This is a genomic window from Gordonia aichiensis (assembly GCF_039946255.1).
In the GTDB taxonomy this organism is placed as follows: domain Bacteria; phylum Actinomycetota; class Actinomycetes; order Mycobacteriales; family Mycobacteriaceae; genus Gordonia; species Gordonia aichiensis_A.
Map to the genome: position 1 here is coordinate 214256 of NZ_JBCDWL010000001.1, position 26228 is coordinate 240483.

A 26228-nucleotide genomic window follows, 5' to 3' on the forward strand; every position below is an offset into this window, starting at 1 on the left:
GCGAACATGCTTTTCTCCGGACGCCTCGCGGCCACCGCCGGCGGGCTGCTCACCGCTGCCGCCCTGCTCGCCGGATGCGCCGTCGGCCCCGACACCGGGCCCGACATCGTGCGCGGCGACCGCGGCGCCGCACCCGCCGACATCGTCACGCAGCCCGCGCTGCAGGCTCCGGAACGAGACCTGAACTGGCGCCCGTGCGCGAGCGCCCTCGCCGCCCAGTACCGGACGTCGGCCCCCGACGGCGTCACCCTCGAGTGCGCGCGCTACGACGTGCCGGTCAGCTCCACCGACAGATCGGGTGCGACGATCCGCGTCGGCGCGGTCCGTGCCCGCAGCGCCGCCACCCCCGCCGACGCCGCGCCGATCGTGCTCACCAGCGGCGACGACCTGCCCAGTTCCCGCACCCTGCTGACTTTCGCCGACGGTGCGGGCCGCAGTCTGCTCGACCGCCACCCGCTCGTCGCGGTCGACCACCGCGGGATGGGCACCTCCGGCCTGATCGACTGCATGACGACCGCCCAGCGCGCGACGTACGACGTCAATGCGGCCGGGCCCGGCCGCAGCATCGGCGACCGGGCCGAGAAGCTGTCGGAGTCGGCGCGCACCGCCGCCGACCAGTGCAACGACACCCTGCACCCCGATCAGCTCGACTACTCCGCCGCCGACGCCGGCGAGGATCTGGAGCAACTGCGCCAACGCTGGAACGTCGACCGTCTCGCCCTGCTCGCCGTCGGCAGCGGGTCGTCGGTCGCGCTCGCCTACGCGGCCGCTCATCCGGACGCGGTCGGCCGTCTCATCCTCGACACGCCGGTCGGATACAACGTGACGGCCGACGAGGCCGCCGCCGCCCGGGCCCGCGGACTGCAGGCCTCCCTCACCGCCTTCGTGCAGCGCTGCGCCGGCGCGGGCTGCTCGATCGGCGCTAACGGCGGCGCGGTCCTGGGCAGGCTGATGTCGGGCGGGGCCACCGCAGGCGACGACGCGCTCGCCGACACCGAGGTCCTGCAAGCGCTCACCACCGCCCTCGCCGTCGGCGACACCTCCCCCGCCGGGTTGAAGGAACTCGGCAACGCGCTGTCGGCCGCCGACCGCGGCGACACCGCGGCGCTGCGCGCCCTCGCCGACCGCTCCCGGCCGCTGCGCCTGGCCGACGGGCAGATCGTGGCCCGCTGCAACGACATGCGCGGTCGCCCCGGAACCGACCGGGTCGCCTCGCTCGCCGCCGACTGGGCGGCGCGCGCGCCGCTGACCGCCGCGACCAGCGCCCTCGACCTGGTGCGGTGCGACGGCTGGGGCGTCACCGACACCCCGCCCGCCCCCGACCGGTTCGCGGTGAACCCGCTGATCCTGGTGGGTCAGAACGATCCGATCAACGGCGCCGAGGCCGCCCAGAACCTGATCCCGCTCATGTTGGCGGCGAACACCGCGCAGACCACCGTCACCTGGGACGGTCTCGGCTACTCGGTGGCGGCCCACTCGCGCTGCGCGACCGACCTGATCGGCCAGTACCTCGGCGAGGCGCCGCTGACGGCACCCGCCGAACGCACGTGCCCGGCGTGAGCCCCGCATGTAGTACGGTGCGCGGGTGAATGTTCTCGACCGAGCCCTGTACCCGCGAATGGATTCGCAGCGGATCATTCCACTGATCCTGTGGCCGATCACCGTGATGATGATCATCCAGCGGTCGCTGATCCTCGGCGTCAACGGCCACCGGACCGACGACTTCACACCCGTCTACGACGCCGCCTTCAAGTTCCTCAACCGGCTGCCGGTCTACAACGAGAACTACAGCACCGTCGACCCCCACTACCTGTATCCGCCGTCGGGCACCCTGCTGATGTCGCCCCTGGCCGTGATCGACCCGCAGACCTCGCGCTGGCTGTTCATCGCAGCCAGCGTCGTCGTCTTGATCGTCTGCGCCTACCTGCTCACCCGGATGTTCGGCTTCGACCACCGGTCCTGGGTGCTGCCGGTCGTGCTGTTCTTCTTCTTCAGCACCGAGACCGTCGCGCACACGCTGATCTTCACCAACTTCAACGCCTTCGTGCTGCTGGGCCTGCTCGCCTTCATGATGCTGATGCTGGGCCGCCACGACCTGTGGGCCGGCGTCGCGATCGGCTTGACGCTGGCGGTCAAGCCCGTCCTGGCGCCCCTGCTGCTGCTGGTCCTGCTCAACCGCCAGTGGCGCATCCTGATCACCGCCGTCGGCGTGCCGCTGCTGCTCAACGTCGTGGCGTGGCCGCTGTCGAACGACCCGATGGACTTCGTCAAACGGACCGTTCCGTACCTTGGCGAGACCCGCGACTACTACAACAGCTCGATCACCGGCAACGCCGCATACTTCGGCGTCGACGGCTGGCTCACCTGGGTGCTGCGGATCGCCTTCGTCGCGATGGCCGCGTTCTCGCTGTGGTTCCTGTACAAGTACTACCGTCGCACCGACGAGCTGCTGTGGCTGGCGACCTCGTCGGGCGTCCTGCTCGGCACCACCTTCCTCGTCGGCTCGCTGGGCCAGGGCTACTACTCGATGATGCTCTTCCCGCTGCTGATGACGGTGTTCCGGCCGGGTTCGACGATGCGCAACTGGCCCGCCTGGCTGGGCGTGTACGGCGCGATGACCTTCGACGTCTTCGCGTCGAACGAGTGGGAGCCCTTCGGCCGCTACCTCGAGTACAACAAGGTGCCGCTGGGGTGGTCGCTGCTGATGATCAGCGTCTTCTGCGTGCTGCTGTTCCGGTACCTCGACATCCGGCAGGCCGGTGAGAACGCCGACCGCGGACCCGCCGCCGACGACGGAGCGCGCGCTACCCTGGGGTCATGACCCAGCAGCCGACCGATCTCACCGACCTCACCGATGAACAGTGGCGTGAACGTCTGACGCCGCAGGAGTTCCACGTCCTCCGGGAGGCGGGCACCGAGCGGCCCTTCACCGGCGAGTACACCGACGCCACCGACGTCGGCGTGTACCGCTGCCGGGCGTGCGGCGCGGAGCTGTTCCGGAGCACCGCCAAGTTCAGCTCGCACTGCGGGTGGCCGTCGTTCTTCTCGCCGCTCGCCGGTGAGGCGATCATCGAACGGGTCGACGACTCGCTCGGCATGACCCGCACCGAGGTGCTGTGCGCCAACTGCCGCAGCCACCTCGGCCACGTCTTCGCCGGTGAGGGCTACCCGACCCCCACCGACCTGCGCTACTGCATCAACTCGATCAGCCTGAGCTTCGAACCGCTCGCGGACTGAAGCAGTCAGTCGCTCCGAGCAAGAACCAGCGGTGTGGTTCAGCGTCCGTCAGAGGAACGGGAACCACACCGCTGATCGCTGTTGCGGGGATGATCGCCGGTGGAGCCGGATCAGGGCAGCGAGTTCGCCAGCTTGGCCGCGTCAATGCGCGGGCCGGTGAAGAACGGGATCTCGACGCGCACGTGGCGGCGGGCCTCGGTGGCGCGCAGGTCGCGCATCAGGTCGACGATGCGGTGCAGCTCCGGGCCCTCGAAGGCGAGGATCCACTCGTAGTCGCCGAGCGCGAACGCCGGAACCGTGTTGGCCCGCACCTCCTTGTAGTCGCGGGCCTCCTTGCCGTGGTCGGCGAGCATCTTGCGACGCTCGGCGTCGGGCAGCAGGTACCAGTCGTACGAGCGGACGAAGGGGTACACGCAGATGTAGGCACCCGGGTCCTCACCGGCCAGGAACGCCGGGATGTGGCTCTTGTTGAACTCGGCCGGCCGGTGCAGTGCCGACGCGCTCCAGAAGGGATCGCTGACGCGGCCGAGGACGGTCGCGCGGCGGAAGGTCGAGTACGCGTCCTGTAACTGCTCGATCGTCTCCGCGTGCCACCAGAACATGAAGTCGGAGTCGCCGCGCATCCCCGCGATGTCGTAGATGCCGCGGACCACGACGCCCTTGTCGGCGATCTCGTCCAGGAACCGCTGCAGATCGGCGGCGACGGCCTCCCGGTCCTCGGGCAGTTCGCCCGCTCGGACCTTGAAGACCGAGAACATCAGGTAGCGGATCGTGGAATTGAGTTCGGCGTAGTCGAGGCGAGTCATGCCTCCATCGTGCCACCGCCGACGCTGTGACGGGCCCTCAGGTCCGCAGGTCGGCGGTGACCTTACCCACTGCCGCCGTCGCCGTGCCGATGCACGCGGGGACTCCGACACCCGCGTAGCCCGCACCGGCGACCGCGATCCCGCGCGGCAGGTCCCCGGCCGCCGCCCCCACCCGGGCCAGGTGCCCGGGCGCGTAGTGCGGCAGACCCGTCGGCCACCGCTGAACCACGGCGTCGACGATGTCGGGTGCCGCCAGCCCCGCGGCCCCGAAGACCGTCTCCAGGTCGGCCAGGGCGAGGCGGACGAGCTCGTCGTCGGTGGCGTCAACCCGATCCCCGAGTCGCCCGAAGGAGGTGCGCAGCGTGGCCACCGGGCCGCCGCGCAGGTGCGGCCACTTCTGGCTGCTCAACGTGATCGCCTTCAGCCGGACCGCATCCTCGTCGGTCGCCACGAGGACACCCGAGTGTGCGGGCAGCGCGGCCGCTTCCGGGACGGCGACGGCCACGATCGCCGACCCCGCGGGTGCGACGTCGGCGAAGACCGCGGCCGGTTCCGGCGCGAGCGCGGCCAGCAGTCGGCCCGCCGTCCAGATCGGGACCGCGACCACGACACCGTCGTACTCGACGGCGTCGTCGCGGCCGCCGCCGGTCGCGGTACGGACCGCGAAACCGGGTCCACCGCCGGCCGATTCGCCGCCGAGCGCCTCGACGCCGATCACCTCGACGCCGAGGCGCAGGTGTGCCCGACCGGCCGCGACCAGCGCGTCGACGAGCTCCCGGTAGCCGCCGCGCAAGGCGCCGAAGACCGGCCCGGAAGCGGCCGAGCCCGCGTCGAGCACCGTGCGGACGGCCGCGGTGAGCGACGGGGCGCCGTCGTCGAGGGCGCGGGCCAGCGCCGGGATCGTCTCCCGGAGTCCGAGTTGCCCGGCCAGCGCCGAGTAGACGCCGCCGAGCATCGGGTCGACGCTGCGGGCCACCACCGACGGGCCGAATCGGTCGGCGACCAGGTCGCCGACCGAGGGATCGGCGCCCGCCGTCCACGCCAGCGCGGTGTCCGGTTCGGCGGTCATCCGGGCGAGGTCGTCGGGGTCGGCCAGCCCGGCCGTCACCGACGGATCGGCCGGGATTCCCATGACGGCCGGTGACGGCAGCGTGTGCAGCGCACCGCGGGCGAAGATCGCCGGCCGCAACCCGCCCGGGGAGACCACTCGCTCGGCCAGGCCGAGCTCGGCGACCAGGTCGCGCGCCTCGGGCCGCCGGACGATGAAGGCCTCGGCCCCGGCGTCGACCGCGACGCCGCCGACCGTCCGGGTGTGCAGCAGCCCGCCCGGCTCCGAGGCCGCGTCGTAGACGTCGATGACCGCGTCGTCGCCGAGACCTTGCCGCAGCCGGAACGCAGCGGTCAGCCCGGACACTCCGGCCCCGATGACCGCCAGTCGCGGCGTGCGGCCCCCGCTCACAGCGAGTGGATCAGTTCGACGGCCCTGGTGATCACGCCGGCGTCGGTGTTCGGCAGCACGCCGTGACCGAGGTTGAAGATGTGACCGGGCGCGCCGGCGTCGACGGCGCGCCGACCGGCCGCGACCACCCGGTCGATCTCCCGCTCGAGCACCTCGTCGTCGCCGGCCAGCAGCACGGTCGGGTCCAGGTTGCCCTGCACGGCGACGCGGTGGCCGACGCGCGCGGCCGCCTCGTCGAGCGGGATGCGCCAGTCGACGCCGATCACGTCGGCGCCCGCGTCGGTCATCGCCCCGAGCAGCTCGCCGGTGTTGACGCCGAAGTGGATGCGCGGCACCCCGTACTCGGCGACTTCGGCCAGCACACGCGACGAATGTGGTGCCACGTACTCCAGGTACGACGCCTTCGACAGCGCGCCCGCCCAGGAGTCGAAGAGCTGGACGGCGTCGACGCCCGCATCGAGCTGCACGCGCAGGAAGGCGATGGTGATGTCGGTGAGTCGGCCCATCAGGTCGTGCCAGAGCGCGGGCTCGGCGAGCATCATGGCCTTGGTGTGCTCATAGGTGCGGCTGGGGCCGCCCTCGATCAGGTACGACGCCAACGTGAACGGCGCGCCGGCGAACCCGATCAGCGACTTCTCGTCGGGCAGCTCGCCGAGGATCGCGCCGATCGCCGCGGTGACCGCGCCGACCTCCGCCGGATCCAGTCGCGGCAGGGCGGCCACGTCGGCGGCGGTGCGGATCGGCGAGGCGATCACCGGTCCGGTGCCGGCGACGATGTCGAGGTCGACCCCGGCGGCCTTCAGCGGGACCACGATGTCGGAGAACAGGATCGCGGCGTCGGTGTCGTGTCGACGGACCGGCTGCATGGTGATCTCGGCGACGAGTTCGGCGTCGAAGCACGATTCGAGCATCCCGCGGCCCGCGCGGATCTCTCGGTACTCGGGCAGCGAACGCCCTGCTTGACGCATGAACCAGACGGGTCGGCGGGACGGGGTGGCGCCGGTGGCGGCGGCGATCAACGGCATCCGGTTCGGCGAACGACGGCCTCGAATCGATGTCATGTCGTCAACTCTGCCACCAACGCCGCGTCATTAGCCATCTGGCGCCCTTAGGCCGGTGAGATCGCTCACTTCGGCTCCGTTCCTCCTGCGGCGCGCCTCCGACCAACGCCAGGCCGGGAGGCTTAACCTGGCGCCGTGACCACTTCTGGAGCCCCGAGCGAGCCGGCCGAATTCCGCACCGCGGTGGCCTCGCTTCACGACGCCGTCGTGCGCCGCGAGATCGAGATCGGCTCGATCCGGCCGCCGCAGCGGCTGGCGCCCTACAGCTACGCCCTCGGCGTGGAGGTCAACCAACCCGAGGAGGGCGACGCCGATCTCGTCTCGGCAGACGTCGCGGGCAACGCCTTCGGTCGGCTGGTCGTGCTGTACGACCCGGCGGGCAAGGACGCGTGGAACGGTTCGTTCCGCCTGGTGGCCTTCGTCCAGGCCGAGGTCGAAGAGGCGTTGGCCGCCGATCCCCTGCTCCCGCAGGTCGCCTGGACGTGGCTGGCCGAGGCGCTCGGCGTACCCGACGGCGCCACCGAATCCGAGGTCTTCGACGACGACGAGACGCCCCTGGTCCGGGCGCTCGGCGGCACGGTCACCGCGACCTCGTCGGTCCGGTACGGCGACATCGCCGGCCCGCCGGAGTCGCACCAGTTGGAGCTGCGGGCCTCGTGGACGGCGACGACCCCGAACCTGACCGCGCACCTGGAGGCGTTCTGCGAGGTCCTCGCCTCGGCCGCGGGACTTCCGCCCGCAGGCATCACCGCACTCGGTTCGGTTCATCCCTCGTGAACGACACCCCCGCACCCGCCGCCACCCCGGTCGTGCCGCTGTCGACTCCGCGCGACGGTGTGCCCCCGGTCCTGCTGCTGCCCGAGGAGTTCGACGAGGCCGCCGAGAAGCTGGCCGCGGGCACCGGGCCGGTCGCCGTCGACACCGAACGCGCCAGCGGTTACCGCTACTCGCAGCGCGCCTACCTGGTGCAGCTGCGCCGCGCCGGCGCGGGCAGCTTCCTCATCGATCCGATCGAGCACCCCGAGGCGCTGACGTCGGTGATCGACGCGATCGACGGCCCCGAGTGGATCCTGCACGCCGCCGACCAGGACCTCCCCTGCCTGCGCGAGCTCGGCTTCCGGCCCGCGGCCCTGTTCGACACCGAACTCGCCGGTCGTCTGCTCAACTTTCCGAAGGTCAATCTGGCGGCGATGGTCGCCGAGTTCCTGCACCTGGGGTTGGCGAAGGGGCACGGCGCGGCCGACTGGTCGCGCCGGCCGCTACCCGCGGACTGGCTCAACTACGCCGCGCTCGACGTCGAGGTCCTGGTCGAGTTGCGCGACCACATCGCCGAGGCCCTCGCCGACGCCGGTCGGGCCGACTGGGCGGCGCAGGAGTTCGAGCACGTGTTGAGTCGTCGGCCCGCGCCGCCGCGCACCGACCGTTGGCGGCGGACCTCGAACATTCACGATCTGCGCACGCCTCGACAGCTGGCGATCGTGCGGGAGCTCTGGACGACGCGTGAGGAGATCGCCCAGCGCCGCGACATCGCGCCCGGCCGCATCCTCCCGGACTCGGCGATCGTGACCGCGGCGACCGCGAATCCGGCCGACCTGTCGGCGCTGGTGCGCCTGCCCGTCTTCGGCGGCCCCCGGCAGCGGCGGCAGGCCGACCGGTGGATGCGGGCCATCGAACGCGCCCGCGAGCTGCCCGACGCGCAGCTGCCCCCGAAAAAGGCCCCGCAGGTGGGGCTGCCGCCGTACAACCGGTGGGATCAGCGCAACCCGGAGGCCGCCGCGCGCGCCGGCGCCGCCCGCCCGGTCCTCAAGACCATCGCCGAAGACGTCGGCGTGCCGCAGGAGAATCTCCTCGCCCCGGACGTGATCCGCAATCTCTGCTGGGAGGGCGTCGCCGCGGACCAGACCGTGGACCAGTGGCTCGCCGAGCACGACGCCCGACCGTGGCAGCGCGAACTGGTGGCCGACCCGATCGCCGAGGCGATCGATTCGGTCCAGTCCTGAACTAGTCGGCCCTGGTCGGCGCGCGCTAGTCATCCCGACTGTGCGCTTTTCCATTTCACGGACTTCCGGTTCTGTTTCGCGGACTTCCGGTTCTACAAGGTTCCGATGAGGCAGGACCGTCTACGTCACCTCGTCCGGCCCGTACAGACCGCGGTCTTGGTCTGCCCACCAACCCCGTGCAGATGCCCGTTGGCCGGGAGCACCGCGAAGACCGGCGGTCGGGTGGATCTCGCCGACGTCCGCGCGGTCTGGCCGCGTGACGGCTGTACCGATCGAGCAGGCGCGGCACCGATCGAGCAGGCGCGGCTCGATGCGTGGACGCAGTGGAACTGCGTCGACGAGCACTGAGGGTGACGAGCAGGGGTGACGAGCAGGCACAGCGGAGCTGTGCCCGGGGGAAAGAACGAGAGAGGTCAGATGCCTCTCTCTGGGAGAAGTCACGCGGTCAAACCGCAAAAGGGAAACACCCTGACACCCAGATCTATTCCCTCGCAGAAAGAAAAAAGACGAATGAACCAAACAATGACGACAATCGAGGTGCTGATCAACAGCATCGTCGACAACCTCATCTGGCTGCCTGCGATCCTCACGTGCGTCTGGTTGTACGTGCGGGCGTACCGGAAACTCGACTGGCAGGGCAGACACATCGTCGGCACAAGTGCGACGATCTGGCTTCTGCTCTGGGTGCTGTACGTGCTGTTGTTCGTCCGGCTCTGAACCGAGCCGAGGTGTGCCGCCGTTTCGTGCGGCGGCACACCACCGCCAGGTGCTTCATGACTGACGAAACTTGCACTGCGCGCCCCACCAAAGCAAAGTCTCTACCCGCGATCGGTCTGCTCAGAGCATCCCAGCCCGGAACCAGCCCCTCCCCGGGCCGGTCGAACGAGCCGACGCTAGCGCGCCGCTCGGACCGGCAGTTCCAGCGCCACCGGCTCTTCCGGACCGACCAGCGACGGCGCATCGTCCTCGACGCAGATCGAGTCGGCGATCGCCGACGGGGTGAGGCCGCAGTCGACGAGGATCTCATCACGCGAGGCGTGCGCGATGAACTGCTGCGGAATACCGCGGCGATGCACCGGCACGTCGACTCCGGCACGTTCGACGGCCAGTTCGACGGCGCTTCCGACTCCGCCCTGCACCCCGCTGTCCTCGATCGTGACGACGGCGGTGTGCTCTCGCGCGAGCTCGACGACCGACTCGGGCACCGGCAGCACCCACCGGGGGTCGACGACGGTGGCGGTGATCCCGCGCGACTCGAGCACGCGCGCGGTGTCGATGCCCAACTGGGCGAAGGCGCCGACGGCGACGATCAGCACTCCGCCCGGCTCGTCGGCCTCCACGAGGACGTCCACACCGTCGCTGAGCCGACGGACGGCCGGGATCTGCTCGGGCACTTGGCCCTTGCCGAAGCGCACGGCGGTCGGTCCGTCGCCGACGTCCAATGCTTCGGCGAGTTCTTCGCGCACGGTGGCCGCGTCGCGCGGGGCGGCCACCCGCAGCCCGGGCACCAGCGACATCAGTGACAGATCCCACATGCCGTGGTGGCTCGGGCCGTCCGGGCCGGTGACGCCGGAACGGTCCAGGACCACCGTCACCGGCAGCTTGAGCAGCGCCACGTCCATCAGCAGCTGGTCGAAGGCACGGTTGAGGAAGGTCGAGTAGATGGCGAGCACCGGGTGCATGCCGCCCAGTGCGAGGCCGGCCGCCGACGCCATCCCGTGCTGTTCGGCGATGCCGACGTCGAACATTCGCTCCGGATACCGGTCGCCGAAGGCCGACAGACCGGTGGGGCCGGGCATCGCCGCGGTGATGGCGACGACCTCCGGGCGACGTGCGCCCTCGGCGACGAGCGACTCGGAGAACACCGACGTCCAGTCGACCGCGGAGGCGGACAGGGCCCGGCCGGTGACCGGATCGATCTTGCCGGTCGCATGCATCTGCTCGGCGACGTCGTTCTCGGCGGGCGCGTAGCCGTTGCCCTTGCGGGTGACCGCGTGCACGATCACCGGTCCGCCGAAGGCCTTCGCGCGCCGCAGCGCCGACTCCATCTCGACCAGGTCGTGCCCGTCCACGGGGCCCACGTACTTGATGCCGAGGTCGGCGAACATGGCCTGCGGCGACACCAGGTCCTTGATGCCGCTCTTCATCCCGTGCAGGACGGCGTAGGCGGCGTCGCCGACCACCGGGATGGTGCGCAGGGTCCGCCTGCCGCTGCGCAGGAACTTCTCGTATCCGGGCTGCAGGCGCAGCGCCGACAGGTTGCGGGCCAGCCCGCCGATCGTCGGGGCGTAGGAGCGACCGTTGTCGTTGACGACGACCACCACCGGGCGGTCGCCGTCGGCGATGTTGTTGAGCGCCTCCCAGCACATGCCGCCGGTCAGGGCGCCGTCGCCGACGACGGCGACGACGGTCCGATCCTCCCCGCGCAGGGCGAAGGCCTTCGCCAGCCCGTCCGCGTTCGACAGCGCCGCCGAGGCGTGCGACGACTCGATCCAGTCGTGCGGGCTCTCGGTGCGGTCCTGGTAGCCGGACAGTCCGCCGCGCTGACGGAGGGTGTCGAAGCGGTCCTTGCGGCCGGTGACGATCTTGTGCACGTAGCACTGGTGGCCGGTGTCGAAGAGGATCGGATCGGTCGGCGAGTCGAAGACGCGATGCAGGGCGAGGGTCAGCTCCACCACGCCCAGGTTGGGGCCCAGATGACCGCCGGTGGCCGCGACCTTCTGGATCAGGAACTGCCGGACCTCGTCGGCGAGCTCGGCCAGTTCCTCTGGCGAGCACGCACGTACGTCTGCCGGTGAATCCACCCGATCCAGCACGCCCATCCGTAGTCCTCCTTCACAGCCGCAGCGGCCCGAGCGACCGCATAACAGACCCAGTCTACGGACTCGCGTTCAGCGAGTGAGAACGGCGATGGCCTCCAGGTGGTGGGTCATCGGGAATGCGTCGAATCCACGCCACTGACGCACCCGGTATCCGTGTGTGACGTAACGCCCGAGGTCGCGCGCGAAGGAGGCGGCGTCACAGCCGACGTGGACGATCACCGCGGGGCCGGCGGCGGCGATCGCATCGACGACCTGCCGCCCCGAGCCCGACCGGGGCGGATCACTGATCACGATCTGCGGTGCGGTCAGCCCGGTCAGCAGGTCGGCGACCGCGCCGCGATGGGCCCGCACCGGGTCGTCGCCGAGGGTCTTCGCCGCGGCGGCCAGCGCGCCCGGGTCGGTGTCGACGAGATCGACGGCGGTGACCTCGAAGCCGTGAGCGGCGCCGCCGTCGAGCAGGGCGGCGCTGAAAACGCCCGCGCCGCCGTACAGGTCCCAGGCGTGCACCGGCCCGCTGACGCCGACGGCGGCCAGCATCTCCAGCGCGGTCGTCGTGTAGGCGGCCGGCGCGGCCCGATGAGCCTGCCAGAAGCCGGTGACCGGAATCTCCCACTGCCGGTCCCCGACCCGATGCGTCACCGACTCGTCGCCGGCGAGCATCCGCAGGGTGCGCGGTGCGCTCCGGGCGCCGCGCGAACGCTGGGTCCGGCGTCGGTCGCCGCCACCGCGTGCTCGGCGCGGCGGGGCCGGTGCCGCCAGCTCCCCGGCGTGCCGTGCGCCGTCGGCATCGGCGACCAGCACCACTTCGGTGCCCGGTTCGGCACCGAGACGGTCGGCGTCGGCCAGCAGGCCGGGCACCGGTCCGGCACACGGCTCGGTGATGATCTCGGCCGATCGCCGGCCACGCAGTCCGACGCGGCCGCGGCCGTCGACGGCGAGGCGGGTGCGGATCCGCCACCCGGTGGGGTCGGCCGACAGCGGCGCCACGGCGGGTGCGGGGAGATCGGCGAAGTCGAAGCCGCCGATCCGGCGCAGGACGTCGGCGAGCGTCTGCGCGCCGAGTTCGCGGGCGTAGTCGGGTTCGACGAAGCTGAGGTCGCAACAGCCTGCGCCGGCCGCGGCCGCCGGGCAACGCGGCTCGATCCGCTGCGGCGCGGGTGCCACCACCCGGGTCACCCGGGCCTTGGCGTAGGCGGCGTGGGAGTCGTCGGTGAGCTGTGCGATCACCTCTTCGCCGGGCAGTGCGCCCTCGACGAAGACCACGCGACCGTCGCGTCGGGCGATGCCCGCGCCGCCGTTCGCGAAGCCGGTGACCTGCACCTGCACCGATCGTTCGTTCGCCGTCATCGCCGCTGGTCTCCATCCTTCGGTGGCATCGCCGGCTCGCTCCGCCCGTCGGCCGCCTGCCTGCCCTGCTGGTCGGCTCCGGCGAAGCCGCGGCGGGCCGAACCCGGTGCCAGGTACTTCGACTCGGCTCGGCGTGCGCGGCTCTCGGACGAGTTGAGCTGCCAGGGCACCGAGGTCACCATGACGCCGGGCTCGAAGAGCAGGCGGGTCTTGAGGCGCAGCGCCGACTGATTGTGCAGGATCTGCTCCCACCAGTGTCCGACGACGTATTCGGGGATGAAGACGGTGATCACGTCGCGCGGCGACTCGCGGCGCACGCGGCGCACGTAGTTGATGATCGGCCGGGTGATCTCGCGATAGGGCGAGGCCAGCACCTTGAGCGGCACCGTGATGTCGCTGTCCTCCCACTCGCCGACCAGGATCCGGGTGTCGCGGTCGTCGACGTTCACCGTCACCGCCTCGATCGAGTCCGGCCGGGTGGCGCGGGCGTAGCGGATGGCGCGGCGGGTGGGCAGGTGCAGGGTCGAGACCAGGACCACCGCGTGGCTGCGGCTGGGCAGGACCTCATCGGAGTCCTCCGCCGTCTCGAGCTCCTCCTCGATCGCCGAGTAGTGCCGGTGGATCAGCTTCATCAGGCCGAACAGGAGCACCATCGCCAGGATCGCCATCCAGGCGCCCGCGGTGAACTTGGTGAGCAGCACGACGATCAGGACCGTGCCCGTCATCACCATGCCGATGGCGTTGATGACCCGCGAGCGCTGCATGCGGCGACGCGCGTCCGGGTCGGTCTCGGTCTTCAGGTGGCGCGTCCAGTGGCGCACCATGCCGGTCTGGCTCAGCGTGAACGAGACGAACACGCCCACGATGTACAGCTGGATCAGCGAGGTCACCTCGGCGCCGAAGGCCACCACGAAGGCGATCGCGGCCAGCGCCAGGAAGACGATGCCGTTGGAGAAGGCCAGGCGGTCGCCGCGCGTGTGCAGCTGTCGCGGCAGGTAGCGGTCCTGCGCGAGCACCGACCCCAGGACCGGGAAGCCGTTGAAGGCGGTGTTGGCGGCCAGCAACAGGATCAGGGCGGTGACGACGGCGATGAAGTAGAAGCCGGGCGGGAAGCCGCGGAAGACGGCTTCGGCCAACTGCGCCAGGATCGACTTCTGCTGATAGCCGTTCGGCAGGCCGGTGAGATCCTTGGCCGGATCGAGCACGTACTTGGCGCCGATCTGCTGAGCGAGCATGACGATCCCGAGGAGCAGCGCGATCGAGAAGGACCCCAGGAGCAGCAGGGTGGTCGCCGCGTTGCGCGACTTCGGCTTACGGAAGGCGGGCACCCCGTTGCTGATGGCCTCGACACCGGTCAGTGCGGCACATCCGGACGAGAACGACCGCGCGACGAGGAAGGCCATCGCCAGCCCCATCAGGTGCGGCTGTTCGGCGACGATGCCGAACTGCGAGGTCTCAGCCTGCACCTCGTCGCCGAGCGCGAAGATCTTGACCGCGCCCCAGAGCAGCATCAGGAGCACCCCGACGATGAACGCGTAGGTCGGCAGCGCCAGCACCGCGCCCGACTCCTTGATGCCGCGCAGGTTGACCGCCGCCAGCAGGGCGATGCCCGCCACGCAGAAGAGCACCTTGTGCTCGTGGACGAAGGGTACGGCCGAGCCGATGTTCTCGGCCGCCGAGGTCACCGACACCGCGACCGTCAGCACGTAGTCGACGAGCAGGGCCGAGGCCACCGTCAGGCCGGCGTTGGATCCGAGGTTGACGGTGGCCACCTCGTAGTCGCCGCCACCGGAGGGATAGGCGTGCACGTTCTGGCGGTAGCTGGCGACGACGACCACCATCACCACGGCGACGGCGACGGCCACCCACGGGGCCAGCGCGTAGGCGCTGATCCCGGCGATCGACAGGACCAGGAAGATCTCCTGCGGCGCGTAGGCCACCGACGACATGGCGTCCGAGGCGAACACCGGCAGGGCGATCCGTTTCGGCAGCAGGGTGTGACCGAGACGGTCACTGCGGAACGGGCGACCGAGCAGCAGCCTCTTCGTCGCGACCGACACCTTCGACATCGTGGACACTCCGCAACACTAAGGCCCGCACGGCCCCCGTACCCACCAGGGTGCGAATAATTTCGGCGGGCAGTAATCTCGATCACCGTGCGCGTAATCATCATGGGTTGCGGCCGCGTCGGATCGGCACTGGCCGGAGCGATGTCCGGCCTCGGCCACGACGTGGTCGTCATCGACCGAGACGAGGCCTCGTTCCGACGACTGGGCGAAGGCTTCCGCGGTCGGACCGTCTGCGGCGTCGGCTTCGACCGCGACGTCCTCAACGAGGCGGGCATCGCCGACTGCGACGCCTTCGCCGCCGTCTCCTCCGGCGACAACTCCAACATCATCGCCGCGCGGGTGGCCCGCGAGATGTTCGACGTCGAGCGGGTCGTCGCGCGCATCTACGACGCCAAACGAGCCGCCGTCTACGAGCGCCTCGGCATTCCGACGGTGGCGACGGTGCCGTGGACCACCGAACGGTTCGTGGCCGCCCTCGGGGAGACCTCGAGCACCCCGGTCTGGCACGATCCGTCGGGCTCGGTGGTGATGGCCGTCCTGGACTTCCACGAGTCCTGGGTCGGCACCGACGCCACCCGTTTCCAAGAACTGACCGGCGCGCGGGTGGCCTTCCTGTCGCGCATGGGTCAGACGGTGCTGCCCGAGCCGCGCACCGTCATCCAGGACGACGACGTGCTGTACATCGCCGCGCTGGCCTCGAATGTCGATAACGCCCGCGCCGTCGCCGGCGCCGAGATGCCCCGGGAGTAGTCGTGAAAGTCGCCATCGCCGGAGCCGGGGCCGTCGGCCGCGCCATCGCCCGCGAATTGTTGATCAACCACCACGAGGTGACGCTGTTCGAGCGGAACCGGACGCACATCGATCCGGTCGCCGTGCCGGGGGCCGGCTGGGTCCACGCCGATGCGTGCGAGCTGTCGGACCTGGAGGCGGCCCGCCTGCAGACCTACGACGTGATGATCGCCGCCACCGGCGACGACAAGGCCAACCTCGTCGTCAGCCTGCTGGCGACCACGGAGTTCGCGGTCAACCGCGTCGTGGCCCGCGTCAACGATCCGCGCAACGAATGGCTCTTCAACGACGACTGGGGCGTCGACGTCGCCGTGTCCACCCCGCGGATGCTCGCCTCGCTGGTCGAGGAGGCGGTGACCGTCGGCGACCTGGTCCGCCTGATGACCTTCCGCCAGGGGCAGGCCAACCTGGTCGAGCTGACGCTGCCCGACGACACCCCGTTGGCCGGCAAGGCGGTCCGACGCCTTCAGCTCCCCCGCGATGTGGCGCTGGTCGCGATCATCCGCGGCAAGCGGGTCATCGTCCCGCAGGCCGACGACTCGCTCGAGGTCGGCGACGAGCTGGTCTTCATCGCCCCCGAGGAGACCGAGGCCGAACTCCATCGCACGATCAAGGCCCCCGTCTGACGGGCGCCCCGATTACCTCCTACAGCCTGTAGTAGACCAGGGACTTTGGTCTCCTCTTCGACCTCTGAAATGACCTCTTTCCGTCCCGAAATCGAGGCATTTATGCAGGTCATGAGACGTCCGACACATTAATTGGAGTCTCGGGTTCCGATTATGTTCTGATCAGTTCATGCAACTGACCCGGTTCACCGACATCGGTCTTCGCGTCGTCATGGCGCTGGCGGCCGATCCGGAATCCACGCACACCTCACGGCAGCTGGCCGACGATCTGCACCTGAGCTACACCCACGTGGCGAAGGTCGTCAGCCGCCTCGCCGAGCTCGGCGTGGTTCACTCGCGTCGCGGCCGCTCCGGCGGTCTGGCGATCACCGAGCTCGGCCCCCGCGCCGGCGTCGGCTGGCTGGCCCGCCACCTCGAAGGCGACGACGCGATCGTCGACTGCGAAGGCGCCACCCCGTGCCCGCTGCGATCGGCGTGCCGCCTGCGCGGGGCCCTCGCCGCCGCCCAGGACGCCTTCTACAGCAGCCTCGATCGGCTCACGGTCCAAGACCTGATCGCCGATCCCACCGGAGCGCAACTGCTGACGCTCCTGCCCCGAACTCCGCCGACCATCGATTCCGTGGCCCCGGCGGCCGTAATGAAGTCCACAGAAGTCCAGTGAGGAGTAGTTCGATGATCTCGTCGGAAACCAAGCGAGTGCTCGAAGCCACCATCCCGGCCGTCGAAGGCGCCCTGCCGGAGATCACCCCGCGGTTCTACGACCGGATGTTCACCGCTCACCCGGAGCTGCTCCGCGACCTGTTCAACCGTGCCAACCAGGGCAGCGGCGGACAGGCCCAGGTGCTGGCCCAGGCGGTCGCCGGCTTCGCCCGCCTGCAGTTGGAGCCCGATCCGGCCCGACTCCGCTTCATCATCGACCGGATCGCCCACAAGCACGCCTCGCTGGGCATCGTCGCCGACCAGTACCCGATCGTGCACGAGCACCTGTTCGCCGCGATCGTCGACGTGCTCGGTGAGGCCGTCACCCCCGAGGTCGCCGCCGCCTGGGATGAGCTGTACTGGGAGATGGCGCACGTCCTGATCGGCAAGGAGAACGAGCTCTACGCCCAGGCCGGAGTGGAGCCGGGCGACGTGTGGCAGTCGGTGCGGGTCAGCGCCCGCAACCAGCTCTCCCCCGACGCCGTCGGCTACACCTTCGAGAGCGTCGACGGCTCGCCGTTGAACAGCTTCGTGCCCGGCCAGTACATCTCGATCCAGGCGCCGATGGCCGACGGCGCCAAGCAGATCCGGCAGTACAGCCTCACCGGCTCCACCGCCGATCCCGCCTGGCACATCAGCGTCAAGCTCGACGGCGAGCTGTCCGGCTACCTGCACGAGAACGTCTTCGAGGGCGACATCGTCCGGGTCAGCATGCCCTTCGGCGATCTCACCCTCCCCGAGGGCGAGGAGCCGCTGCTGCTGGCCTCGGCGGGAATCGGCTGCACGCCGGTCATCGGCCTGCTCAACCACATGGTGGCCACCGGCGACACCCGTCCGGTGACGGTGCTGCACGCGGACCGCTCGCGCAGCAGGCAGCCGCACCGCGGCGACCTCGCCGAACTCGTCGACCAGCTGCCCGGCGCCGAACTCGTCCAGTGGTACGAGCACGGGCTGGCCACCGACGACGCGACCCGCATCGGCCTGATGAACATCGACGACGTGCACATCGCCCCCGACACGGTGGCGCTCCTGTGCGGCCCGACCGGCTTCCTCGGCGCGATCCGCTCGGCGCTGCTCGGGCGCGACGTGCCCGCCGATCGCATCCACTTCGAGGCCTTCGGCGCCTTCCACTGAGTCGCCGCACCGCAGAACGGCCTCAGCCGCCCGGTCATCCGGGCGGCTGAGGCCGTTCATGCTCGGTCAGGGCCGATGCTCAGTCAGGGTCGATGCCCAGTCGGGGCTGATGCTCGGCCAGGGCCGAATGTCTACTCGTCGGCGGCGTGCAACTCGTAGTACGGGTTGTACATGACCTTCATTCCGTCGGAGTTCGCCACCCGACCGCGGACGGTCAGCCGCCTGCCGGGTTCGATGCCGGGAATCCGGTTGCGGCCCATCCACTTCAGGATCACCGTGTCGGTCCCGTCGAAGAACTCCGCGACGACGCCCGTCTTGGTCGTCTTCGAGCAGGTCTCGACCGACCTCAACTCGCCGACCATCGTCGCCTCGTCGCCGCGCTCGCAGTCGACTGCGCGTTGCGCGCCGTGCGCCTGACACTCTCGCTGGATGCGATCGTCCTCGATGTCGTCGAGATCCTCGGTCAACATCCGTCCGAGCCTCTTGAGCAGACCCGAATTAGCCATTCCATCCTCCGCGGAACGTCACTGCCGAACTCACTTGCACGGCCCACGATACTACCGAGGCATGATCGATGTATGCCCACAGTGATCGTGATGCCCGGCACCGGGTCCGACGCCGACTTCGCCGCCCGCGTGTTCGGCACCGCAGCGCCCGCCGCGGGCGCCCGGCTGGTCGCCCTGGAACCGGAATCCGACCTGGTCGGAGGCTATCGGCGGCAACTCGACGAGTTCGCCGCCGACAGTGACGAGGTGATCGTCGGCGGCATCTCCATCGGCGCCGTCATCGCCCTCGACTGGGTTCTGCAGTCGCCCCTCGCGGACCGATGCACGGGGGTGCTCGCAGCGTTGCCGCCGTGGACCGGGGCGCCGGGCGACTGCATGGCCGCGCTCTCGGCGCGGCTCACCGCCGACTCGGTGGAACGCGACGGCCTCGAGCCGACGATCGCCTCGATGATCGCGACCAGTCCGGCGTGGCTCGCCGACGAGCTGTCCCGGTCCTGGCGTGCCCTGGCGTCCCGCGGGCTCGTCGGCCAACTGCGTGCTGCCGCCGGGCACACCGCACCCAACCTCGATCAGCTCGCCGCCCTGCCCGTCCCCGTCGGCATCGCCGTGGCGCCGGACGATCCGCTGCACCCCGCCGCAGTCGGACGGGCCTGGGCGCACGCGGCCCCGCACGCTGCCGTGCGCGAGGTCCCCCTCACCGAGTTCGGCCTCGCCGAGCATCTGCTCGGCGAGGCCTGTCTGACGGCGTGGCGCGCCGCGAGCTCAGCGGCGACGCCTGCGGAACCGTGACATCGCCGAACCGCGCGAGGGTGCGGCTTCCGGCGCGTCCGACTCGACTGCTTCCTGGTCGGCCTCCAACGCCTCGTCGGTGACGGCGACCTCGGGTTCGGGCTCGACCACCGCACCGGCCGTCTCCTGGTCGGAGTAGACCGTCGCCGACGCGCTCTGTTCGACGGCGCCGCCGGGCACCACGTCGACCGGTTCGGCCTCGCCCCCGCCGGCGGCGGTCGGTGCGGCCGACAACGGCTGCGACGGGAAGGCCCCGGTCTCCGGATCCATCCCCGACTCGGTCACCGCCTGCTCGGCCATCTGCTGCTGCGCGGCCGCCACCTGCTCGGCGAGGACCGGCGGCAGCACGATCGGCAGCAGCTCGCGCGGCGGGAAGGGCTCGTCTCCACGGCGCACCACGGTCTCGGCCAGCACGGCGCGCGCCAACTGCGCCAACTGCACCTCGCTCTCCTCGGGGCCGCTGGCCACGCAGCGGATCATCCATCGCGATCCATCGGCCCCGATGAACCGATGGCTGCCGCCGGGCACGCGAGCGATCACCTCGCGGCCCCAGTGGCCGTCCTCGACGGCCGTCTGGGCGCCCTCGGCGCGCAGCGACTCGGCCAGCTCCCGTACCACCTCGCGCCACAGGCCGCCGCTGCGCGGGGCGGCGAAGGCGTGCAGGCCGATCCGGCCCACCGGCGTCACCAGGTACACCGCCTCCGGCTCGTGGGTCGCCGACATCTCCACGGTCACCTGACCGCCCTCCACCACCGGCATCAGGATCGACCCGAGATCGAGGTGGGAGTTCGCGAGCTCACCGGGAGGCGTGCTCACCTCGGCGATGTCGTAGGGACCCGCGTTGTCGCCGATCGCATGCTTGCCAGTCGTAGTCATCGTTCTCCCTCCGTTCCGGATCGATCCTGCGCCGCTGTGTCGAGCCCGGCTGTATCGAGCACTGGTGTATCGAGCACTGCATGGCCGCCGCTCGACCCGTAGCCGCCGGCACCGCGCTCGGTGTCGTCGAGCTCGTCGACCTCGAGGACCTCCGGCAGCTCCACGCGCTGGACCAGCAACTGCGCGATCCGATCACCGCGGGTGATCGTGATCGGCGCCTCGGGGTCGAGATTGATCAGACACACCTTGATCTCGCCCCGATAGCCGGCATCGATGGTGCCGGGCGTGTTGACGATCGACAGACCCGCGCGCGCAGCCAGGCCCGAGCGCGGATGGATCAGGCCGACGGTGGCCGGCGGCAGCGCGATGGCGATGCCGGTGCCGACGAGCTGCCTCCGGCCCGGCGCCAGCACCAGATCGGTGGCCGCGAACAGGTCGATTCCCGCGTCACCGGGATGTGCGCGAGTAGGCAGCGGCAGGTCGGGATCCAGACGACGGATCCGCAGGGGTGGGAACGTATCGGGCGGCACAGACGTGGTCACCCCCGCAGCCTACTGCGGTCGCTCCCCCGTCACCCGGAAGGCTCACCGGGGTGCCACCGCACTACGCTGGTGGACGTGACACAAGCAGCCCCGACTCCCGCACCGGACCGCTACCGCGAACAGCTCTTCGTTCCCTGGTGGTGGTGGTTCGCCGGCGCGGTCATCACCGCGCTTCTCGGCTACGAGATCCAGCTGGCCGCCTACCGGCAGCCCTGGAGCGCCATCGCCTACCCGATTCTGGCCGTTCTCATCGCCTGGATGCTGTTCTCCATGGGTCGCACCCCGGTCCGCGTCGACGCCGACGGCTCCCTGCACGCGGGGAAGGCGGTTCTGCCCGCCGAGGTGATCGCGCGCGGTGCCGCGATCGCCGCCTCCCAGCGCAGCGCCGCGATGGGACGCCAGCTCGACCCCGCCGCCTACGTGCTGCACCGCGCCTGGGTGAAGACGATGGTGCTCGTGGTACTCGACGACCCCGACGACCCCACGCCCTACTGGCTCGTCTCGACGCGCCACCCCGACCAGGTCCTCGCCGCCCTGGGCATGGGCGATGCGGGCGCCGACCCCGGAAAGCAGGACGCCGCGCAGAGCTGAGGCTCCGCGCGGCGTGTCCGCTGATCTGCGCTTCTGCGTTTCCGGCGACCTACCGTTTCCGGTGGCCTATCGTTTCCGGTGACCTATCGTTTCCGGTGATCTATCAGGCGCAGTCGACGCAGATCATCTGACTGCCATGCTGTTCGGCGAGTCGGTTCCGGTGGTACACGAGGAAGCAGCTCGAGCATGTGAACTCGTCGTCCTGCTTCGGCACCACCCGCACCGAGAGCTCCTCGCCCGACAGATCCGCGCCCGGCAACTCGAACGATTCGGCGGTATCGCCTTCATCGACATCCACGTCGGCGGACTTCGCTTCATTGCGACGAGCCTTCAGCTCCTCCAGCGAGTCCTCCGCGATGTCGTCGTCGTTGCTGCGGCGCGGAGCGTCGTAATCGGTTGCCATAATTTGCCTAACCTGGGTTCTCTAGGTGGGTTGCGGATTGCTGTTGTGGCTTGCTTGGGGAGCACACACTTGTGGCCTCACTCCCCCCGTCCTCACATCGCCGGACGATGTTGTTGGGCGCCCGAATTCTAGGTGTGCTCGACAGCAAAGTCAACCAACGAGAGAATCGCCAGTTCAGAGGCACCGAAGCTGACTTATGTCGGCACTCGGCGCGTCGTGTTCGAACAGCTCGGGGTCGGCGCTCTAGAGTTGGGCAGACCCCCGTCCCCGGAAGGAAGGCACCGAAGCATCGTGGTCTCCAAGATCGCCACCGGCTACACCACCGATGTCAGGGGACGCCCCTTCCGACGTCGCCACCTGATGCCCGCACTGATCGTCGTGGGCGTGCTCGCGGTCGCGGCGATCACCGCCTGGTCGGTGGCGCTGACCCGCGGCGGCGCCGAGGCACGCCCCACCGACTGCAACCTCCCCGTGGCCGCCTCCCCGACCGCCGGGGGTCCCGCCCCGGCAGTGCCCTCGCTGACGCCGGTGAGCGCCACCGACATGCTCAGCGTGGCGCCGGCCGGATTGACGACCTTCCGTGTGCGCGTGTTGAACTCGGCGGCGTCCCGGGGCGCGGCCCGCTCGACGAGCGACGACCTCGTCGCCTCCGGGTTCACTCCCGCCGATCCCGCCTACGGCGACGACACCGTGTACCCCGACCGGAACCTGCACTGCGTCGCGCAGATCCGGTTCGGTCAGGCCGGACAGGCCGGAGCAGCCGCCGTCTGGCTCGCCGCCCCGTGCGCCCAACTCGTCAACGACGGCAGGCGCGGGACCGACGTCGACTTGGCGTTGGGCGAGTACTACACCGACGGCCGCCCCACCCAGGACACGCAGGCCGCGCTGGAGGCCCTCCGGTCCGTCGACCCCAAGAACCCCAAGACGGCGATCGACCGCTCCCTGATCGAAGCGGTGCACCACCAGGCCTGCTGAGCGAAGGGCGGGCCTGCCTGCTACTCCCCCGCCTGCTACTCCCCGATCGTCGACAGTCCGTCTGCGGCGCCGAGCGCTGCCTCGAAGGCGGCGGCGATGCCGGGCGCGGCCGCGATCGTCACGTGCCCGTCGGCCGAGCGCGAGTCGGCGGGCGGAAGCGTGACGACGGCACCGGCCTCCGCGGCGATCAGCCCGCCCGCCGCCCAGTCCCACGGGCTCAGTCCGTGCTCGAAGTGTGCATCGACCGCACCGGAGGCCACCATGCACAGATCCAGCGCCGCCGCGCCCACCCGCCGGATGTCGCGGACCCGGGGCAGCATCTGCGCGATCAACGCCCCCTGCCGCTCGCGGCGCCGCCGACTGTAGGCGAAGCCGGTCGCGATCAACGCCAGCGACAGGTCGCTGATCGGATTGCATTGCAGGCGAACCGGTTCAGCGGTCAGCCCGGCCGCCCACGCACCCCCGCCCGACCAGGACCAGTACGTCACCCCGCGCGCGACGTCGACGACCGCGCCGGCCACCGACCGACCGTCGACCTGGGCCGCCACCGACACCGCGTAGGCGGGCACGCCGTACAGGAAGTTGACGGTGCCGTCGATCGGGTCGACCACCCACCGCACTCCGGTCGGGACGGTCAGCGATCCGCCCGCCTCCTCGCCCAGGACCTCGTCGCCGGGCCGCTCGGCGTGCAGCAGCTCACGCACCAGCGCCTCGGTCTCGGTGTCGGCCACGGTCACCGGATCGGTCGGCGTCGACTTGGCCGACACCGACGCGTCGGCCGTGCGCGTGCCCGTGGGAGCGAACAGTTCGCCCCGGCGGTGCCGAACGTGCTCGGCGGCCCGCTCGGCGACCCGCCGAGCGATCAGCGCGAGCTCACCGGCATCGGGGATCGGCGCAGACACGGCGGCTTCGGACGGAACAGGGTCTCCAGGGAACGTCACACCTAGAGTCTAGGGTGTGCCGGGAGACCCACCCGGTGTCTGCACCTGCCCAGAAAGGCGGACCACACCGATGTCCGATGCGCGTGTCACCCTCTTGGCCTCCGACAACACGACGAGCCCGTCCTCGCATCTGGGCTTCGGGGTCGACATCGGCGGGTCCGGGGTGAAGGGCGCCATCGTCGATCTGCGCACCGGCGAGTTCGTCGGCGACCGCCATCGGATCGACACCCCTCGGCCCGCCACCCCCGAGGCCGTCGCCGACACCGTCGTCGAGATCGTCGACCACTTCGGGTGGACCGGCCCGGTGGGGCTGACCGTTCCCGGCGTGGTGCGCGGCGGCGTCATGCGGTCGGCGGCGAACATCGACGAGACCTGGCTGGGCACCGATCTGTACTCGCTGTTCAGCGGACGCCTCGGCGGCCGACCGGTGAGCGTGCTCAACGACGCCGACGCGGCGGGCATCGCCGAGCACCGCTTCGGCGGCGGCGTGGGCCGCACCGAGGGAACCGTCATCCTGCTGACCTTCGGCACCGGCATCGGGTCGGCGCTGCTGTACAACGGGACGCTGGTGCCGAACACCGAGTTCGGCCACCTCGAGGTCGACGGCAAGGAGGCCGAGCACCAGGCCTCCGCCAAGGTCCGCGAAGACAAGGGGTGGTCGCTGGCCAAGTGGAGCAAGAAGGTCTCGAAGGTCCTGACTCATTACGAAGCCATCTTCTCCCCGTCCCTGTTCATCGTCGGCGGCGGGATCAGCCGCAAGGCCGACCAGTGGATCCCCCTGCTGACCAACGACACGCCCGTCGTGGCCGCCCGGCTCCGCAACACGGCAGGCATCGTCGGCGCCGCAATGGCCGTCGACGAGGGGCTTTCGTTCTGATCGTCGGGTTCAGGCGGGTCGGCGCACGCGGCCGGAGGGGCGACGATTCGGGACTGGAGACGGGCATGCGCATGTGCTCGCGACAGCGATGTCGTTACAATGGAACGCATCGGTCCCGCACCGAGCCCTCAAGCCCCTTCGCCCACGGCACACCGGTCCCCCTCGGGACTCGCCCAGCCGTGCCGCGCGTTCGTTCTGTCGAAAGGTTGTAAGTGGCAACCAGCAAGTCCACCGACGCAGCAGTTGAAGCCACCGGAGCCGACGAAGCTCCGGTAGCCAAGAAGGCTCCCGCAAAGAAGGCCCCCGCCAAGAAGGCGCCGGCCAAGAAGGCCCCCGCCAAGAAGGCTGCTGCGAAGAAGACCGCTGCGAAGGCGACGGCGGCGAAGAAGACCGCCGCGAAGAAGACCGCGGCCAAGAAGACCGCCGCGAAGAAGACCGCGACCAAGCGCGCCGGCACCAAGGCGGCCGACCCGTCGGTCGACGAGACCGAGATCGACGAGACCGGCGAGGGCCTCGACGACGTCGACGACTCGCAGATCGATCTCGCCGACAGCGATCTCATCGTCGACGATGACGACGACGATGATGACGACGACAAGCCCGCGGCGAAGACCACCAAGGGCCGCACCACCAAGGCGAAGAAGGAAGCCGAGGCCAAGCCGGACTTCGTCTGGGACGAGGACGAGTCCGAGGCCCTGCGACAGGCTCGCAAGGACGCCGAGCTCACCGCCTCCGCCGACTCGGTGCGCGCCTACCTCAAGCAGATCGGCAAGGTCGCCCTGCTGAACGCCGAGGAGGAGGTCGAACTCGCCAAGCGCATCGAGGCCGGCCTGTTCGCGACCGAGCGGCTGCGTCGCATCATGGATGCCGGCGAGAAGCTCTCGGTGGCCCAGCGCCGCGACCTGTCGTGGATCTCCCGCGACGGCAACCGCGCCAAGAATCACCTGCTCGAAGCGAACCTGCGCCTGGTCGTCTCGCTGGCCAAGCGGTACACCGGCCGCGGCATGGCGTTCCTGGACCTGATCCAGGAAGGCAACCTGGGTCTGATCCGCGCGGTGGAGAAGTTCGACTACACCAAGGGTTACAAGTTCTCCACGTACGCCACCTGGTGGATCCGGCAGGCCATCACCCGCGCGATGGCCGACCAGGCCCGCACCATCCGCATCCCGGTGCACATGGTCGAGGTCATCAACAAGCTGGGCCGCATCCAGCGCGAACTCCTCCAGGATCTGGGCCGCGAGCCGACGCCGGAAGAGCTCGCCAAGGAGATGGACATCACGCCCGAGAAGGTGCTGGAGATCCAGCAGTACGCGCGTGAACCGATCTCCCTCGACCAGACGATCGGCGACGAGGGCGACAGCCAGCTCGGCGACTTCATCGAGGATTCCGAAGCCGTCGTCGCCGTCGACGCCGTCAGCTTCACCCTGCTGCAGGATCAGCTGCAGGACGTCCTCGACACGCTCTCCGAGCGCGAGGCGGGCGTGGTCCGGCTGCGCTTCGGCCTCACCGACGGGCAGCCGCGCACCCTGGACGAGATCGGCCAGGTCTACGGCGTCACCCGCGAGCGCATCCGTCAGATCGAGTCGAAGACGATGAGCAAGCTGCGCCACCCGAGCCGCTCGCAGGTCCTGCGAGACTATCTGGACTAGCAACCCGAACCCCGGGCGACAGGATCTGTC

The 26228-nt window shown here is 70.3% G+C and carries 27 protein-coding genes; 16 read left to right on the top strand and 11 right to left on the bottom strand.

The genetic code is table 11. From position 1 onward, the window contains the following. Nucleotides 1-6: 6 nt before the first annotated feature. From AAFO60_RS01000 to msrB, 3 genes are read left to right on the top strand one after another with little or no spacing between them, the layout of a single operon-like run. Complete coding sequence (locus AAFO60_RS01000; protein ID WP_347954288.1) at nt 7-1560, top strand: alpha/beta fold hydrolase; 1554 nt, start codon at nt 7-9, stop codon at nt 1558-1560. Between the two features lie 25 nt (nt 1561-1585). Then, a complete protein-coding gene (locus AAFO60_RS01005; protein ID WP_347954289.1) occupies nt 1586-2821 on the top strand; it encodes a glycosyltransferase family 87 protein in 1236 nt (411 codons plus the stop codon). After that, complete coding sequence (gene msrB / locus AAFO60_RS01010) at nt 2818-3237, top strand: peptide-methionine (R)-S-oxide reductase MsrB (RefSeq protein WP_347954290.1); 420 nt, start codon at nt 2818-2820, stop codon at nt 3235-3237. The genes AAFO60_RS01005 and msrB overlap by 4 nt, the downstream gene beginning before the upstream one ends. Before the next feature lie 110 nt (nt 3238-3347). On the opposite strand, the gene hemQ is transcribed toward msrB, so the two are convergent. The 3 genes from hemQ to hemE are packed head-to-tail and all read right to left on the bottom strand — an operon-like array spanning nt 3348 to nt 6527. Next, entirely contained in the window at nt 3348-4043 is a 696-nt protein-coding gene (gene hemQ, locus AAFO60_RS01015; protein WP_347954291.1) for a hydrogen peroxide-dependent heme synthase, read from the bottom strand. Nucleotides 4044-4080: 37 nt separating this feature from the next. Next, complete coding sequence (hemG, locus tag AAFO60_RS01020) at nt 4081-5502, bottom strand: protoporphyrinogen oxidase (RefSeq protein WP_347954292.1); 1422 nt, start codon at nt 5500-5502, stop codon at nt 4081-4083. After that, entirely contained in the window at nt 5499-6527 is a 1029-nt protein-coding gene (hemE, locus tag AAFO60_RS01025; RefSeq protein ID WP_347954633.1) for a uroporphyrinogen decarboxylase, read from the bottom strand. The genes hemG and hemE overlap by 4 nt, the downstream gene beginning before the upstream one ends. A 171-nt stretch (nt 6528-6698) precedes the next feature. On the opposite strand from hemE, the gene AAFO60_RS01030 reads away from it, so the two are divergent. The 4 genes from AAFO60_RS01030 (at nt 6699) to AAFO60_RS01045 (ending at nt 9280) form a co-directional block, all read left to right on the top strand. Beyond that, entirely contained in the window at nt 6699-7340 is a 642-nt protein-coding gene (locus AAFO60_RS01030) for a DUF3000 domain-containing protein (RefSeq protein ID WP_347954293.1), read from the top strand. After that, nucleotides 7337-8563 carry a ribonuclease D gene (locus tag AAFO60_RS01035; RefSeq protein WP_347954294.1) on the top strand — a complete coding sequence of 409 codons (1227 nt, stop codon included), beginning with the start codon at nt 7337-7339 and terminating at the stop codon, nt 8561-8563. The genes AAFO60_RS01030 and AAFO60_RS01035 overlap by 4 nt, the downstream gene beginning before the upstream one ends. 189 nt (nt 8564-8752) lie before the next feature. Next, nucleotides 8753-8911, top strand: a complete 159-nt coding sequence (locus AAFO60_RS01040) for a hypothetical protein (protein ID WP_347954295.1) — start codon at nt 8753-8755, stop codon at nt 8909-8911. Nucleotides 8912-9085: 174 nt separating this feature from the next. After that, nucleotides 9086-9280, top strand: a complete 195-nt coding sequence (locus AAFO60_RS01045) for a hypothetical protein (protein WP_347954296.1) — start codon at nt 9086-9088, stop codon at nt 9278-9280. A 176-nt stretch (nt 9281-9456) separates the two neighbouring features. Here AAFO60_RS01045 and dxs read toward each other — a convergent pair whose 3' ends face one another. The 3 genes from dxs to AAFO60_RS01060 all read right to left on the bottom strand — a co-directional run bounded on the left by dxs (nt 9457) and on the right by AAFO60_RS01060 (nt 14810). Further along, nucleotides 9457-11385 (bottom strand): 1-deoxy-D-xylulose-5-phosphate synthase, encoded by a 1929-nt coding sequence (dxs, locus tag AAFO60_RS01050; protein WP_347954297.1) that lies wholly within the window; start codon nt 11383-11385, stop codon nt 9457-9459. 69 nt (nt 11386-11454) lie between these two features. After that, nucleotides 11455-12732 carry a class I SAM-dependent RNA methyltransferase gene (locus AAFO60_RS01055; protein WP_347954298.1) on the bottom strand — a complete coding sequence of 426 codons (1278 nt, stop codon included), beginning with the start codon at nt 12730-12732 and terminating at the stop codon, nt 11455-11457. After that, complete coding sequence (locus AAFO60_RS01060; RefSeq protein ID WP_347954299.1) at nt 12729-14810, bottom strand: APC family permease; 2082 nt, start codon at nt 14808-14810, stop codon at nt 12729-12731. Before AAFO60_RS01060 ends, AAFO60_RS01055 begins: the two co-directional genes overlap by 4 nt. A 78-nt stretch (nt 14811-14888) precedes the next feature. On the opposite strand from AAFO60_RS01060, the gene AAFO60_RS01065 reads away from it, so the two are divergent. The 4 genes from AAFO60_RS01065 to AAFO60_RS01080 all read left to right on the top strand — a co-directional run bounded on the left by AAFO60_RS01065 (nt 14889) and on the right by AAFO60_RS01080 (nt 18049). Next, entirely contained in the window at nt 14889-15551 is a 663-nt protein-coding gene (locus AAFO60_RS01065; protein ID WP_347954300.1) for a potassium channel family protein, read from the top strand. 2 nt (nt 15552-15553) lie between these two features. Then, nucleotides 15554-16216, top strand: coding sequence for a potassium channel family protein (locus AAFO60_RS01070; RefSeq protein WP_347954301.1), 663 nt, complete (start codon nt 15554-15556; stop codon nt 16214-16216). 169 nt (nt 16217-16385) lie between these two features. Then, the gene (locus tag AAFO60_RS01075; RefSeq protein ID WP_347954302.1) at nt 16386-16877 is read left to right on the top strand and encodes an RrF2 family transcriptional regulator; all 492 of its coding nucleotides are present in this window, start codon (nt 16386-16388) and stop codon (nt 16875-16877) included. 11 nt (nt 16878-16888) lie between these two features. Further along, nucleotides 16889-18049, top strand: coding sequence for a globin domain-containing protein (locus AAFO60_RS01080; RefSeq protein WP_347954303.1), 1161 nt, complete (start codon nt 16889-16891; stop codon nt 18047-18049). A gap of 131 nt (nt 18050-18180) precedes the next feature. On the opposite strand, the gene AAFO60_RS01085 is transcribed toward AAFO60_RS01080, so the two are convergent. Next, nucleotides 18181-18555 carry an OB-fold nucleic acid binding domain-containing protein gene (locus tag AAFO60_RS01085; protein WP_347954304.1) on the bottom strand — a complete coding sequence of 125 codons (375 nt, stop codon included), beginning with the start codon at nt 18553-18555 and terminating at the stop codon, nt 18181-18183. Nucleotides 18556-18627: 72 nt separating this feature from the next. On the opposite strand from AAFO60_RS01085, the gene AAFO60_RS01090 reads away from it, so the two are divergent. Further along, nucleotides 18628-19344, top strand: a complete 717-nt coding sequence (locus tag AAFO60_RS01090; protein ID WP_347954305.1) for an alpha/beta hydrolase — start codon at nt 18628-18630, stop codon at nt 19342-19344. Here the strand turns inward: AAFO60_RS01090 and AAFO60_RS01095 are convergent. Further along, nucleotides 19318-20220, bottom strand: coding sequence for a DUF3710 domain-containing protein (locus tag AAFO60_RS01095; RefSeq protein WP_347954306.1), 903 nt, complete (start codon nt 20218-20220; stop codon nt 19318-19320). The genes AAFO60_RS01090 and AAFO60_RS01095 overlap by 27 nt on opposite strands. Next, on the bottom strand, nt 20217-20762 hold the full coding sequence (gene dut / locus AAFO60_RS01100) for a dUTP diphosphatase (RefSeq protein ID WP_347954307.1): 546 nt from the start codon (nt 20760-20762) through the stop codon (nt 20217-20219). Before dut ends, AAFO60_RS01095 begins: the two co-directional genes overlap by 4 nt. 75 nt (nt 20763-20837) lie before the next feature. Between dut and AAFO60_RS01105 the strand changes: the two genes are divergently transcribed. Continuing rightward, the gene (locus AAFO60_RS01105; RefSeq protein ID WP_347954308.1) at nt 20838-21353 is read left to right on the top strand and encodes a DUF3093 domain-containing protein; all 516 of its coding nucleotides are present in this window, start codon (nt 20838-20840) and stop codon (nt 21351-21353) included. Nucleotides 21354-21456: 103 nt separating this feature from the next. Here the strand turns inward: AAFO60_RS01105 and AAFO60_RS01110 are convergent, their stop codons facing one another. Beyond that, nucleotides 21457-21756, bottom strand: coding sequence for a DUF4193 domain-containing protein (locus tag AAFO60_RS01110; RefSeq protein WP_347954309.1), 300 nt, complete (start codon nt 21754-21756; stop codon nt 21457-21459). 291 nt (nt 21757-22047) lie between these two features. Here AAFO60_RS01110 and cei point away from each other — a divergent pair, with 291 nt between their 5' ends. Continuing rightward, complete coding sequence (gene cei, locus AAFO60_RS01115) at nt 22048-22731, top strand: envelope integrity protein Cei (protein ID WP_347954310.1); 684 nt, start codon at nt 22048-22050, stop codon at nt 22729-22731. A 35-nt stretch (nt 22732-22766) separates the two neighbouring features. Here cei and AAFO60_RS01120 read toward each other — a convergent pair whose 3' ends face one another. Further along, the gene (locus AAFO60_RS01120; protein WP_424326208.1) at nt 22767-23672 is read right to left on the bottom strand and encodes an inositol monophosphatase family protein; all 906 of its coding nucleotides are present in this window, start codon (nt 23670-23672) and stop codon (nt 22767-22769) included. A gap of 70 nt (nt 23673-23742) precedes the next feature. On the opposite strand from AAFO60_RS01120, the gene ppgK reads away from it, so the two are divergent. Both ppgK and AAFO60_RS01130 read left to right on the top strand, forming a co-directional pair. Beyond that, a complete protein-coding gene (gene ppgK, locus AAFO60_RS01125; RefSeq protein ID WP_347954311.1) occupies nt 23743-24549 on the top strand; it encodes a polyphosphate--glucose phosphotransferase in 807 nt (268 codons plus the stop codon). Between the two features lie 212 nt (nt 24550-24761). Beyond that, complete coding sequence (locus tag AAFO60_RS01130; protein WP_347954312.1) at nt 24762-26198, top strand: RNA polymerase sigma factor; 1437 nt, start codon at nt 24762-24764, stop codon at nt 26196-26198. Nucleotides 26199-26228 lie beyond the last annotated feature (30 nt).